11 protein-coding genes and 1 pseudogene are annotated in these 12,981 nt (G+C 51.4%); 4 read left to right on the forward strand and 8 right to left on the reverse strand.

The features are described 5' to 3' along the window. Positions 1-3 precede the first annotated feature (3 nt). The 3 genes from pduV to pduX all read left to right on the forward strand — a co-directional run bounded on the left by pduV (position 4) and on the right by pduX (position 2,615). Positions 4-456 carry a propanediol utilization protein PduV gene (gene pduV, locus ACLJQD_RS10865; protein WP_017441807.1) on the forward strand — a complete coding sequence of 151 codons (453 nt, stop codon included), beginning with the start codon at positions 4-6 and terminating at the stop codon, positions 454-456. After that, positions 441-1,655: a propanediol utilization propionate kinase PduW gene (gene pduW, locus ACLJQD_RS10870; RefSeq protein ID WP_017441806.1), complete on the forward strand. Its 1,215-nt coding sequence runs from the start codon at positions 441-443 to the stop codon at positions 1,653-1,655. Before pduV ends, pduW begins: the two co-directional genes overlap by 16 nt. 93 nt (positions 1,656-1,748) lie before the next feature. Then, a complete protein-coding gene (pduX, locus tag ACLJQD_RS10875; RefSeq protein WP_001808089.1) occupies positions 1,749-2,615 on the forward strand; it encodes an L-threonine kinase PduX in 867 nt (288 codons plus the stop codon). A 33-nt stretch (positions 2,616-2,648) separates the two neighbouring features. On the opposite strand, the gene ACLJQD_RS10880 is transcribed toward pduX, so the two are convergent. The 8 genes and pseudogenes from ACLJQD_RS10880 to ACLJQD_RS10915 form a co-directional block, all read right to left on the reverse strand. Beyond that, on the reverse strand, positions 2,649-2,984 hold the full coding sequence (locus tag ACLJQD_RS10880) for a DUF496 family protein (protein WP_000450405.1): 336 nt from the start codon (positions 2,982-2,984) through the stop codon (positions 2,649-2,651). A gap of 244 nt (positions 2,985-3,228) precedes the next feature. Further along, positions 3,229-4,287, reverse strand: a complete 1,059-nt coding sequence (locus tag ACLJQD_RS10885; protein WP_001200855.1) for an FUSC family protein — start codon at positions 4,285-4,287, stop codon at positions 3,229-3,231. 118 nt (positions 4,288-4,405) lie between these two features. Further along, a complete protein-coding gene (gene sbmC, locus ACLJQD_RS10890; RefSeq protein ID WP_000384326.1) occupies positions 4,406-4,873 on the reverse strand; it encodes a DNA gyrase inhibitor SbmC in 468 nt (155 codons plus the stop codon). A gap of 150 nt (positions 4,874-5,023) precedes the next feature. Beyond that, positions 5,024-6,196 carry a serine-type D-Ala-D-Ala carboxypeptidase DacD gene (gene dacD / locus ACLJQD_RS10895; RefSeq protein ID WP_017441805.1) on the reverse strand — a complete coding sequence of 391 codons (1,173 nt, stop codon included), beginning with the start codon at positions 6,194-6,196 and terminating at the stop codon, positions 5,024-5,026. Between the two features lie 123 nt (positions 6,197-6,319). Then, positions 6,320-7,084, reverse strand: coding sequence for a thiosulfate reductase cytochrome B subunit (gene phsC, locus ACLJQD_RS10900; protein WP_017441804.1), 765 nt, complete (start codon positions 7,082-7,084; stop codon positions 6,320-6,322). After that, a complete protein-coding gene (phsB, locus tag ACLJQD_RS10905; RefSeq protein WP_001015351.1) occupies positions 7,081-7,659 on the reverse strand; it encodes a thiosulfate reductase electron transport protein PhsB in 579 nt (192 codons plus the stop codon). Before phsB ends, phsC begins: the two co-directional genes overlap by 4 nt. A gap of 14 nt (positions 7,660-7,673) precedes the next feature. Further along, on the reverse strand, positions 7,674-9,950 hold the full coding sequence (gene phsA / locus ACLJQD_RS10910; RefSeq protein ID WP_017441803.1) for a thiosulfate reductase PhsA: 2,277 nt from the start codon (positions 9,948-9,950) through the stop codon (positions 7,674-7,676). A 259-nt stretch (positions 9,951-10,209) separates the two neighbouring features. Further along, positions 10,210-10,302: pseudogene (locus ACLJQD_RS10915) on the reverse strand (heavy metal-binding domain-containing protein); the annotation flags it as partial. A 266-nt stretch (positions 10,303-10,568) separates the two neighbouring features. Between ACLJQD_RS10915 and sopA the strand changes: the two are divergent. Next, complete coding sequence (gene sopA, locus ACLJQD_RS10920) at positions 10,569-12,917, forward strand: SPI-1 type III secretion system effector HECT-type E3 ubiquitin transferase SopA (RefSeq protein WP_023242751.1); 2,349 nt, start codon at positions 10,569-10,571, stop codon at positions 12,915-12,917. Positions 12,918-12,981: the final 64 nt, after the last annotated feature.

Genomic DNA, 12,981 nt, shown 5'->3' on the forward strand with positions numbered 1-12,981 from the left:
GTCATGAAGCGTTTGATGTTTATCGGCCCCAGCCAGTGCGGGAAAACCTCGCTGACCCAAAGCCTGCGCGGCGAAGCGCTCCATTATAAGAAAACCCAGGCCATTGAATGGTCGCCGATGGCCATCGACACGCCGGGCGAGTACCTGGAGAACCGCTGCCTGTATAGCGCCCTGCTGACCAGCGCCTGCGAGGCCGACGTTATCGCCCTGGTGTTAAATGCCGATGCCCAGTGGTCGCCCTTTTCTCCGGGGTTTACCGCCCCGATGAACCGACCAACGATTGGCCTGGTCACCAAGGCCGATCTGGCCGAGCCGCAGCGTATTTCGCTGGTTGCGGAATGGCTTACGCAGGCTGGCGCACAGCAGGTTTTTATTACCAGCGCGCTGAATAACTCGGGTCTCGACGCCGTGCTGGATTTTCTGAATTCGAAGGAACCTTTATGTCTTACAAAATAATGGCCATTAACGCCGGCAGCTCATCGTTAAAATTCCAGCTGCTGGAGATGCCGCAGGGCGACATGCTCTGCCAGGGGCTGATTGAGCGTATCGGTATGGCGGATGCGCAGGTGACAATTAAGACGCACAACCAAAAATGGCAGGAAACCGTCCCCGTTGCCGATCATCGCGATGCGGTAACGCTGCTTCTGGAAAAGCTGCTGGGTTATCAAATCATTAACAGTTTGCGGGACATTGATGGGGTGGGCCATCGTGTGGCGCACGGCGGTGAGTTTTTTAAAGACTCGACGCTGGTCACGGATGAAACGTTAGCGCAAATCGAACGTCTTGCTGAACTGGCCCCGCTTCACAACCCGGTAAACGCGTTGGGTATTCACGTTTTTCGTCAACTGTTGCCTGATGCCCCTTCCGTAGCCGTGTTTGATACGGCATTTCACCAGACGCTGGATGAACCCGCCTATATTTACCCGCTTCCCTGGCATTATTATGCTGAACTGGGGATTCGCCGTTATGGCTTTCATGGCACCAGCCATAAGTATGTCAGCGGCGTTCTGGCGGAAAAGCTGGGCGTACCACTCAGCGCATTACGGGTGATTTGTTGTCATCTTGGAAACGGTAGCAGCATCTGCGCCATCAAGAACGGGCGTTCGGTCAATACGTCGATGGGCTTTACGCCGCAGTCAGGCGTGATGATGGGCACCCGTAGCGGAGATATTGATCCCTCTATTCTGCCGTGGATAGCCCAGCGCGAAAGCAAAACGCCGCAACAGTTGAATCAGTTATTAAATAATGAGTCAGGCTTGCTGGGCGTTTCTGGCGTGTCGTCTGATTACCGCGATGTCGAACAGGCAGCCAATACCGGTAACCGGCAGGCTAAACTCGCTCTCACTCTGTTTGCCGAACGCATTCGCGCCACTATTGGCAGCTATATTATGCAAATGGGAGGACTGGATGCGCTGGTATTCACTGGGGGCATTGGCGAGAACTCAGCGCGCGCCAGATCGGCGGTGTGCCATAATTTGCAATTTTTGGGCTTAGCCGTTGATGAAGAGAAAAATCAACGTAATGCGACATTTATCCAGACGGAGAACGCCCTGGTGAAAGTCGCCGTCATCAACACCAACGAAGAGTTAATGATCGCACAAGACGTTATGCGCATTGCGCTACCGGCCACGGAAGGGCTTTGTGTACCAGCCTGAGAGAGTTATACGACGCATTGCGGCAAGTCATGGTAATAACGCTTTTACCATGACACTATGCGCGCACACTATTCGTACCTGAAAGGTGATAACGTGGCTGTTGCGCAATGCCCCGCCTCATGTGGGGAACTTATCCAGGGATGGATTCTGGGCAGTGAGAAACTGGTCTCCTGCCCCGTTGACTGGTACAGCACCGTAGCAGTCACGGCTGCGCCGCCGTTGGTAAACGAGCGCCCATTGTCGCGGGCGATGGTGGAGCGCGTTCTGGCGCACTGGCAGTATCCTGCGCACTGGAGTAATGAGATTCGCGTCGATGTGCGTTCGTCAATTCCCGTTGCCAAAGGCATGGCCAGCAGCACCGCAGATATTGCCGCTACGGCGGTGGCAACGGCGCATCATCTTGGCCATTCGCTGGATGAAACCACCCTTGCACAGCTTTGCGTCTCAATCGAACCCACTGATAGCACCGTTTTTCATCAGTTAACGCTGTTTGATCATAATAATGCGGCCACGCAAATCGCCTGCGAGCCACCGCCGCCAATCGATTTGCTGGTACTGGAAAGTCCGGTCACACTGCGCACGCAAGATTACCACCGTCTCCCTCGCCAGCAGAAATTAATAGCAAGTTCACCAACCTTGCAGCAGGCCTGGAATCTGGTGCAGGAAGCCTGTATAACGCAAAATCCGCTCCGACTGGGTGAGGCGGCTACGCTTAGCGCTATCGCCAGCCAGACGCTGTTACCTAAGCCAGGATTTACCGCCCTGCTGTCGCTGGTCGAAGAGTGTGATTTATACGGATTGAACGTGGCACATAGCGGTAGCGTGGTGGGTCTGATGCTGGACCGGAAACGTCATGACATTGCGCGCCTGAAAGGTAAGCTGGCAGAGAAAAAACTTACCCGACACTGGCCAAAACAACATTTACTCAAGATGGTCACAGGCGGGGTCAAACTGCAGTGAGAGCCTGATATACGCTCCCACTGCCGTAGCGCATTATTCGGCTTTTACATCGGCGTGTTTCATTTCGCCCATCGCTTTCAGCTTTTTGGAAATGTCGCGACGCTCTTTGGAGATTTCGGCATTTTTAATGATGTAGTCATCAACGCGATCTTCATAGTCGCTTTTCATACTGGCGATGATACCCTGAATCGCCTCAACGCTCATACCTGGCTTGATGTAGTCGCTCAGGTTGTCCAGCAGCAGCACACGCTTCTGGTTGTCACGGATCTTCTTCTCAATGTCCTGAATTTCACGTTGCAGTTTATTTTTGCGACGGAACAGACGAACAAACTCCAGCACGTCCTGGAAAGAAGGCTTGGTTGTTTCCATTTTTACACCCCTGATAATGTGAGATTCGGATTCGTTAAGCAACTGCTAGTGGATAAACATTACGTTTATCCCCGTCATACTTCAAGCCGCCAGAGGAAACACCGTTACGTCGCCGCCTGGGGAAACCTGAAGGTTCGGGGATAAAATCGTTGCCAGTAGCACTCATTTTATCCTTATATTAGTATCATACTCTTAATCTTTGCTGAATCGAAGCAGCAACAAATTCATTCGCCCCATCTGCTTTTTATTTGCGCAAAGCCCGGCAGATCAAATGTGAAAGCAGTTCCAACTGTCGGGCCGTTTCCATACTTAGCCAAACATAGCCGTGGATGGGGGTTTCAGCCACCGCGTCGCCCTGCTGCTCGTTCATTAGCTGCCGCAACTCGGCAGCAATATCATTCAGTTTACCGGTGTTTGCCAGTACCGGCTGCGGGTTGCCTTCAAACAACGCGTGGGCGATCGTTAGCAAGGTTTGCTGCGTCATCTGCTGGGTTTCACGCAATGTGTGCGCGTTAAGCATCACAAAATGGCTGGCGCGCGTCGCCCAGTGGGCATTGATTTGTAATTCAAGCATACAAACCAGATTGCGGTTGATGGTCTGAATGGCCTCGAAAATAGATTTTTGTATCCGGGTTTCTTTACTGGCAGGCGTTATCAGTCCGCGCATTTTGACGACATCGTTCAGCAACCGTTGCAAATGTTTATCCAACCGGGGGCGCTCCAGCAAATTCGGCGACAGCGCTGCCTGATACACCCGATTATACGCCGTGACGCAATGCGCCAGTTGGATGCGCCAGTGCAAAAAGGCGCGCTGGGGCCAGATGCCGGTAAACAACATCGCCAGTAGCGCCCCCAAAATCACATCCCCGCCACGCCATAATGCCGTATTCATATCACCAGCGGGAGCGCCGACAACAACGGCAAGCGTTATGCCTATCAGTAGCGCCTGATACGGTTTTTTCCCTAAGGCCAGCCAGCCGCACAAAAACATCGCTATCGCACACCACACCAGCATCAGCGGTAAGGAAAAGAGCTCCAGGCGTAGCGCCACCAGCCCTAACGCCGCGCCCAGGATCGTACCGCCTATGCGCTCAAAAGCACGAGGCACTACATTTCCCCAGAATGAGATGGGCCCCATAATCACCACTAACGTGATGAGCGGCCATGTGCCCTCGGGAATAGAAAACAGACGAACCAGCAGAAAGGTAAGAATGAACGCCAGGGCGATACGTATGCCATGCACGATGCGATAATGACGGTACAACCGTATTTCAAAAGGGCTTAATGACTTATCGGCACGCACGCTTGCGCTCCTTACGGGAATGGCAAAAAATGCATTGTACCTGCTTTATAGCAAAAATAGCGCACTGGCGGACGGAACACATTATCCGTCCGCTCTTTTCAGACAGGAAACCAGTCGATCACTTCCGCTGTACCGGAATATACATTTCAATATCCCAGTATCCATCTTCCATGCCGTTATTCAGATAGGTTTCAAAACAGGGCGCAGAGGCTATCTGATAAGCGCTATCCTGCTCCAGGACGTCAAAAAACCGTTCCCACGGCTTCGCAAAGTCACGGTCTTCCACTCGCGCGACAGCAGTGGCATATTCGCCGCCTTCAATGGCGGTCACGATTACGCCTTCGCTATTGTCCGGCAGGATGAAATTCTCTGCCACGGACACCACGGTATCGCAGCGGAGTTTTTCCGCAGGTACGACATCTGGATTGTCGTAATAGACGGCAATCCATTCAACTGGCACGATCCGCTGTCGATCCACCCACGTCATCAGTTGTTCAAAACCCTGCTTCACGGTGTGTTCCCATGGACCGACCATGTGGAAACCGGCTATCTTGCGTTTTTGCTCCTGCCTGATTTCGTAATCCATGCTGCCTCCGTCACTTTACTATACTGTATGAATACACAGTATAATTACAGCCTTTTACGGTCACAAGGACAGCGTGATCATTTTGTGAGCAACCTCGCAATCCCGCCCTTTTGACACCTCAGATGACGGTGAACGGTGTGTGACAACGGCTTACGCTTTATGCTGAAAATAGTCGCTCAGACGAGAGAACATACCGCCTTTACCCACCGACTCCAGAGTGACCAGCGGCCGCTGAGCGATCAGTTTATCCCGATCGTAGAGCTCTATTTCACCTACCCGTTGATGGGCGGCGATTGGCGCCTCCAGCTCTTTTCTATCCAGCACATATTTTGCTTTGATATGCGGAATTTCCGCTTTGGGCAGCGCCATCCAGAAATCCTGTTCCGTACCCAGCGCAATCTTTTCTTTGTCTCCATACCAGATTCGCTCGCTGCCCACTTTTTTACCGCTGTGCAAAATCTGCACCGTCGCAAAGTTTTGCTGGCCCCACTGCAACAGTTTTCGCGCCTGTTCCTCACGACCTTTCGAACTTTTCGCTCCCATCACGACGGCGATAAGTCGGCGCTGCCCGTCCACCGCCGATGCGATAAGATTAAATCCCGCCCCCGATGTGTGTCCGGTTTTAAGCCCATCGATATGCATGGTCTTATCCCATAACAAGCCGTTGCGGTTCTGCTGCGTGATGCCGTTCCAGGTCAGGCTTTTCTCGCTGTACATGTGATAAAATTCAGGTTCGCCGTGAATAATCGCCCGGGAGAGTACGGCCAGATCATACGCGGAGCTATGTTGTCCCGGCGCATCCAGACCGTGGACGGTTTCAAAATGGGTATCCTGTAAATTGAGTTTTTTCACATAGCTGTTCATCATCGCCACAAACTGCGGCTGCCCGCCCGCGATATAATCCGCCAGCGCCACACAGGCATCGTTACCGGAATCCACGATTAAGCCACGACTTAAATCACGCACCGACACGCGATCCCCTTCTTTTAAAAACATCAACGAGGAGCCGACAAACACCGGATTATCCTTCGCCCAGGCGTCGCGCCCAACGGTGACGATATCGTCAGGGCTGATACGATGACTATCGATGGCGCGATCGACGACGTAGCCCGTCATGAGCTTGGTAAGGCTGGCGGGATTACGTTGCTGGTGTTCATTACCGGCGGTAAGAACCTGTCCCGTAGTGTAATCCATCAACACCCAGGCGCCTGCATCAATGGCTGGCGGTTGGGGAGCAAAACTTACGGCATCGGCCGCAAGCGCAGGAAAAAGGTGCATCGCGAATAAAGAAGCGGCAATAAACAAACGGCGTTTCAACAGCATGTCCTCAGGATGGTCTCAATTTGCCGTTCTTTTTACGGAAGTTCAGTTAAACAAACATGGATAAATTGCAAGAAAATGTGACACAAGGCACATTTTCTTGCTGACATTATTTTATGGATACGCTCAGACGGCGGACTTATCCCCGCGCGGCGCGGTACGATGACGATGATAGCCGTCAACCATGCTACGGAAAATTTGTCCCGGCGTGTCGCCAAGAGTACACAGATAGAGATGCGCGCAAATAAACAGTAAGCCGATGATAGCAAGCGCCATATGCAACACCAGCATCACAGGGCCCAGACCCGCAACCTGCGGATAGAGACACAGCAAACCGGTAATGATTAACAGCGGTACCAGCGCGTACATAATCGCCAGATATGCCAGTTGTTGCAGTGGATTGAACTTATTCTGCTCTGTTGCCGCGAACGGATGCGCTTCCCCTTTCATGATGCCAAAAAGGTAAAAACGCGTCTGGCGTATGCAGCGCGTTACCAGTCCGGAAAAATTTACCCGATAGTGACGCCCGTTACCTGTGGTGAGATTGATCAGCACAAACCCGCCCCAGAAAGCCAGTAAGGCAAAACCACACCAGGTATGCACTTGTACCATTAGCGCTACAGGGCCGAGAGAAAAATGACCAAATAAACCGCTGAACAGTAATAAAACAAACAGTAACGCATTTCCCCAATGCCAACGGCGAATCGCCAGCGAGTAGAGATAGTCACGATGCTCTTCGCCGCCCGCCGTTTTTGGCGCCAGCATCCGGCGCAATAACGCATGGATAACCAGCCCAACAAGCATGAGCAGCACCACGACGCCTGCGTAAATTAACCACAGCGGCCAATAATCTGGCGCATAATGTAGTTCCGCTCCCCAGATAGTATTCATGCTTTACCCTCCTGATGGACTTCTTTACGACGGTACAGACTGACCGCGCCGCTACGCGCCTCCTGCTGGCGATAGACCTCTTTCTGACCGACCCAGCGCTGGATCTCGCTCTCATCCAGTCTGCCGAATTTCAGCGCGTCCGTTGGGCAAACGGATACGCACGCCGGAGACTGGCCAGCCGCCAACCGCGTGTCGGCACAGAAGTTACACTTGTCGGCGACACCGGTTTGCGGATTCAAATAGCGCACATGGAAAGGACACGCGGCAACACAATAATCGCAGCCAATACAGCGCGATTTATCCACCTGCACGATCCCGTTTTCATCACGATATGACGCTCCGGTAGGACAAACGCTGACACATGGCGCATTTTCACAGTGCTGACAGGAGACGCGGACAAATTGAAAATGGGTTAGTGCGTTGGATGCCTGTTCAGGGGCGCGAATTTGTACCTGTACGCGGCTAAATCCCTCCGGTACGTCATTAAGCACTTTGCAGGCAACGGTACACGCCTGGCAGCCGATACAACGTTTTTCATCATGCAGCATGACGTACTGATTCGTAAAATGATTCATGGTTCCCTCCTCCCTCATGCCCGGCTCAGCGTCACGCCTGCGGTATGCACTACCGTACCGGATACCGGACTCGTCACGTGCGGCAGTAAATTGCCACAGTGGATACCGTGTGTCGTCGCCGCCGTTTTGGCCCCAGCTTTAGCGCCAAATCCCATATAGACAAAAAGCGTGTCCGGACGGATACCGGGCGTCACCAGCGCCTTACCTTTCTCTTTACCCGTAGCATTTTCCAGCCAGATCTCATCGCCGGTCTTAATGCCTTTTTCTTGCGCCGTTTGCGGATGGACCCAGACCGCGTTATCCCACATTAGCTCGCTGAGTAAAGGTACGTACTGCGTCGCGCCATTGGTGTGCACGGCCACCTTGCCCTGAATGAAGTAAAGCTCATTCTCTTTTTTAAGCGCAAAGTCACGAACGCGCGGAATGCCGTAGCCTGGGAGCAATTCCTCCAGGGTTGCGGAATAAAGTTCGATTTTGCCGGAGGGCGATTTGAAGCGAAGCTGTTCGCCATAGGTGTTGTCGCTGTCCGTCGCGATAGCGCCGGGGTAACGTGCCGTAAACTGACGAACGGATTCTGGTTCGCGTAATAGCAGCGGAACGCCCCATTCGAGATACCCTTTCTGTCGCAGTTCCTTCGCTAAAGCATGGTCGCCGTTCAATTGATAGAGTTGGCGCGTCTGCATATCCTGCCACGGATAGTACTGTCCTAATCCCAACTGCTCGCCAAGTTCTTTCCAGATTTGCCAACTCGGACGCGCCTCGCCAATCGGCTCTACGACCTGTTGGCGCAGAGCGTAAGCCGGGTGCAGTCCCGACATATCCGATACCTCTTCGTCCCGTTCGAGATAAGTGCATTCCGGCAGCAGATAGTCGGCATACGCCGCGCTCTCGCTCAAATAGACATCGCAACTGACCACCAGATCCAGTTGCTCAACGGTTTTTACCAGGTCCGAACGACAGGTGACGGTCTGGAAAGGATTATGCCGCGACATAATCCACGCCTTTATCGGGTAAGGCTTCTGGGTTAACACCGCGTCAATAATGCTTTGCACCACGCCGCCGCCAGCGGCGATATATTTAAACTGCGGTGCGATCAAATCAATTCGTTGCGCCGTCGGTTTCGGCATATTTTTAATGTTGAGTTTCGCCAGCGTTGGCGCGACCTTTTCTCCGGCCAGTTTATTGTAAACCGACGCGTTTTTTTTCTGATATAGCCCACCTTCGCGCTCAATATTACCGAGCAGTACATTAAGCGTAAAAATCATACGCCGCATATCGATCTCTTCCTGCGAGAACGTCGCGCGATGACCAGGACTGACAATAGCGTGAGGCGCGCAGGCGGCCAGTTCGCGTGTCACCCGGACAATAACGTCGGCTGGGACATCGGCCTGCGCGGCGGCCCATTCCGGCGTCGTCTCTTTTACCGCCTGTGCTAACTGTTCAAATCCGCTGGTATAACGCTCAACAAAAGACGCATCGTAGAGTTGTTCATCAATCATGACGTGGCACATCGCCAGCAGAACCGCTAAATCCCCCCCGGGACGAATAGCGTGCCACTCATCCGCCTTGCTGGAAAATATCGACAAACGCGGATCGAAGCTCACCATTTTGGCCCCCTTCTCCTGCGCGGTCATTAACTCATGGGTATCGGCAACTTCAATCCCTTCATACAAATTGTGGCCAAACGAAACCAGATAGCGCGTGTTAGCGATATCCATCGCCAGATCGCCGCCCATCATCACTTTTGCCGCAATGGCTTTCCCGGCAGGGCATGTTGAGGCGTGAGTAAAGGTATTAGGCGAACCAAAGGCCGTAGCCAGATGGAAAAGATGGCTGGAGAGCGAGCCCGATTTGGAAGAGAAAGCCACGGTCTCGGGGCCATGCTGCGCTTTGATGGCATTCATTTTCGCCGCGATTTCCTGGTAAGCCTGTTGCCAGCTAATCACCTGCCATTCACCGTCGCCGCGTGGCCCGGTGCGTTTCATAGGTTTTACAATCCGTTGCGGGTCATTAACCAGGCTGACGCCGCTCCCGCCCCTGGCGCATATGCGCGTCCCCTGCTGCGGCGCAGAAGGATTGCCCTGGATAAAAACGGTCTTGTTATTGACTACCTGCGCCTGAATAGGGCAACGAAAGGAACACATTTCGCACAAGCTTGGCGTTAGCGTGGTTTTACCGTTAATGCCGGCAATCGGGTTGCGCGCCAGCGCCCCGGGCGGAAAAGCGCCCAGTGCGCAGGCAGAGCAGCCGATGCCTACCCCCTGCAAAAAAGAACGACGACTAATGCTCATATAACCTCCTGTTATTAGATATAGCTGAAGATTATATTTAATTTGTATTATGAAATGTCGGCTTCAATCACAATTTGAAATAGTTGTTAAAATGAGCATACCAACACGATAACACCTTTTATTTTATAAATATTTTACATTTCCTGAACACGCACATGGACTGTCATTGAATAATCAGCAGAATTACCAAACAACCCGCTGTTAATTATAAAAATGATACAATTCCAATAACACGTAATAATATTTAAAAGAAAACGATTATTTCCTGAAAAGCGATTTCACGCGCTTTACGCAGTTCTTTCTCATACGCGCCGGAATGTCCGCCGACGATATCCCGAATGCCGGCGAAAAACGCTGACTGCGCATCGAAGCGGGTTTAGTTTTTCGCGCACACGGGCTTCGTTACCCGACCCGCTCTCTTATGCCTGGATTTTTCCGCAGATACGTCAGCGTCCCACAATACGGTGACATGATGACAGGATGGACACTTTCTGAAAGAAACCTGCCAGATAACATGGTGAATTGTGATCTCCATCGCCATACCGACATATGAAGCTTACTTTTAAGGCGTTAAAAATCCAGACCGTTTTTCCATAATGATGTTGATAAGGAATTCTAATGAAGATATCATCAGGCACAATTAATTTTTCTACTATTCCTAACCAGGTCAAAAAATTAATTACCTCGATTCGTGAACATACGAAAAACGGGTTCGCCTCAAAAATAACCAGTGTTAAAAACACGCATGTTTCTTTAAATGAAAAACTTAAAACAGGAAAGAGCTCATCGATTGAGTTCGCGTTACCACAAAAAATAAAAGACTTCTTTCAGCCAAAAGATAAAAACACCTTAAACAAGACATTGATTACTGTTAAAAATATTAAAGATACAAATAATGCAGGTAAGAAAAATATTTCAGCAGAAGATGTCTCAAAAATGAATGCAGCATTCATGCGTAAGCATATTGCAAATCAAACATGTGATTATAATTACAGAGTGACAGGTGCGGCCCCGCTCCCCGGTGGACTCTCTGTATCAGCCAATAACAGGCCCACGGTTTCTGAAGGTAGAACACCACCAGTATCACCCTCCCTCTCACTTCAGGCTACGTCTTCCCCGTCATCACCTGCCGACTGGGCTAAGAAACTCACGGATGCAGTTTTACGACAGAAAGCCGGAGAAACCCTTACGACCGCAGATTGCGATTTTTCAAACGCAGATTTCCGTAATATTACATTCAGCAAAATATTGCCCCCCAGCTTCATGAAGCGAGACGGCGATATTATCAAGGGGTTCAACTTTTCAAATTCAAAATTTACTTATTCTGATATATCTCATTTACATTTTGACGAATGCCGATTCACTTATTCGACACTGAGTGGTGTAGTCTGCAGTAATACGAAATTTAGTAATTCAGACATGAATGAAGTGTCTTTACTGTATTCAATTACTACACAACAACAGCCCTCTTTTATTAATACAACATTAAAAAATACGCTTATACCTTACAAAGCCAACCTCTCCGACGTTATTTTAAATGAACCGGATAATTTATCACCTCCGTCAGTGTCAGGGGGCGGAAATTTTATTCGTCTAGGTGATATCTGGCTGCAAATGCCACTCCTTTGGACTGAGAGCGCTGTGGATGGTTTTTTAAATCATGAACATAATAATGGTAAAAGTATTCTGATGACCATTAACAGCCTGCCCGATAAATACAGACAGGAAAAAGTCCGGGCAATGGAAGACCTGGTGAAGTCATTTCGGAGTGGCCGCTTATCAGAGGAACGTATCCGGCCAGTTGAAAGTTCGCTGGTGAGCGTACTGGCCCACCCCCCCTATACGCAAAGTGCGCTTATCAGCGAGTGGCTCGGGCCTGTTCAGGAACGTTTTTTTGCCCACCAGTGCCAGACCTATAATGACGTTCCCCTGCCGGCTCCTGACACATATTATCAGCAGCGCATACTGCCTGTGTTGCTGGATTCGTTTGACAGGAACAGCGCCGCCATGACCACTCACAGCGGATTCTTTAATCAGGTGATTTTACACTGTATGACAGGCGTGGACTGCACTGATGGCACCCGCCAGAAAGCTGCAGCGCTTTATGAACAGTATCTTGCTCACCCGGCGGTGTCTCCCCACATCCATAATGGGCTCTTCGGCAATTATGACGGCAGCCCGGACTGGACAACCCGCGCTGCAGATAATTTCCTGCTGCTTTCCTCCCAGGATTCAGACACGGCGATGATGCTCTCCACTGACACGCTGTTAACAATGCTAAACCCTACTCCTGACACCACATGGGACAACTTTTACCTGCTGCGAGCCGGAGAGAACGTTTCCACCGCGCAAATCTCTCCGGTAGAGTTATTCCGTCATGACTTTCCGGTGTTTCTCGCCGCATTTAATCAGCAGGCCACGCAGCGACGCTTTGGGGAGCTGATTGATATCATCCTCAGCACTGAAGAGCACGGGGAGCTGAACCAGCAGTTTATTGCCGCCACGAACCAGAAACATTCCACCGTGAAGTTGATTGATGATGCCTCAGTGTCGCGTCTGGCCACCATTTTTGACCCCTTGCTTCCTGAAGGCAAACTCAGCCCGGCACACTACCAGCACATCCTCAGTGCTTATCACCTGACGGACGCCACCCCACAGAAGCAGGCGGAAACCCTGTTCTGTCTCAGTACCGCATTCGCACGCTATTCCTCCAGCGCCATTTTCGGCACTGAGCATGACTCTCCGCCGGCCCTGAGAGGCTATGCGGAGGCGCTGATGCAGAAAGCCTGGGAACTGTCTCCGGCGATATTCCCATCCAGCGAACAATTTACCGAGTGGTCCGACCGTTTTCACGGCCTCCATGGCGCCTTTACCTGTACCAGCGTTGTGGCGGATAGTATGCAACGTCATGCCAGAAAATATTTCCCGAGTGTTCTGTCATCCATCCTGCCACTGGCCTGGGCCTAGTCCAGCCTCAACCCGCATGAAATTAAGGGACACAGCGTTGTGTCCCTCTGTACATAGACCCGTT

The sequence above is a fragment of the Salmonella sp. SAL04214 genome (assembly GCF_046550615.1).
GTDB classification, from domain to species: domain Bacteria; phylum Pseudomonadota; class Gammaproteobacteria; order Enterobacterales; family Enterobacteriaceae; genus Salmonella; species Salmonella enterica.

Coding starts and splice junctions, on each gene's coding strand:
- pduV (WP_017441807.1), top strand. CDS start 4: ATGAAGCGTTTGATGTTTATCGGCCCCAGCCAGTGCGGGAAAACCTCG.
- pduW (WP_017441806.1), top strand. CDS start 441: ATGTCTTACAAAATAATGGCCATTAACGCCGGCAGCTCATCGTTAAAA.
- ACLJQD_RS10880 (WP_000450405.1), bottom strand. CDS start 2,984: ATGGAAACAACCAAGCCTTCTTTCCAGGACGTGCTGGAGTTTGTTCGT.
- sbmC (WP_000384326.1), bottom strand. CDS start 4,873: ATGGATTACGAAATCAGGCAGGAGCAAAAACGCAAGATAGCCGGTTTC.
- dacD (WP_017441805.1), bottom strand. CDS start 6,196: ATGCTGTTGAAACGCCGTTTGTTTATTGCCGCTTCTTTATTCGCGATG.
- phsC (WP_017441804.1), bottom strand. CDS start 7,084: ATGAATACTATCTGGGGAGCGGAACTACATTATGCGCCAGATTATTGG.
- phsB (WP_001015351.1), bottom strand. CDS start 7,659: ATGAATCATTTTACGAATCAGTACGTCATGCTGCATGATGAAAAACGT.
- phsA (WP_017441803.1), bottom strand. CDS start 9,950: ATGAGCATTAGTCGTCGTTCTTTTTTGCAGGGGGTAGGCATCGGCTGC.
- sopA (WP_023242751.1), top strand. CDS start 10,569: ATGAAGATATCATCAGGCACAATTAATTTTTCTACTATTCCTAACCAG.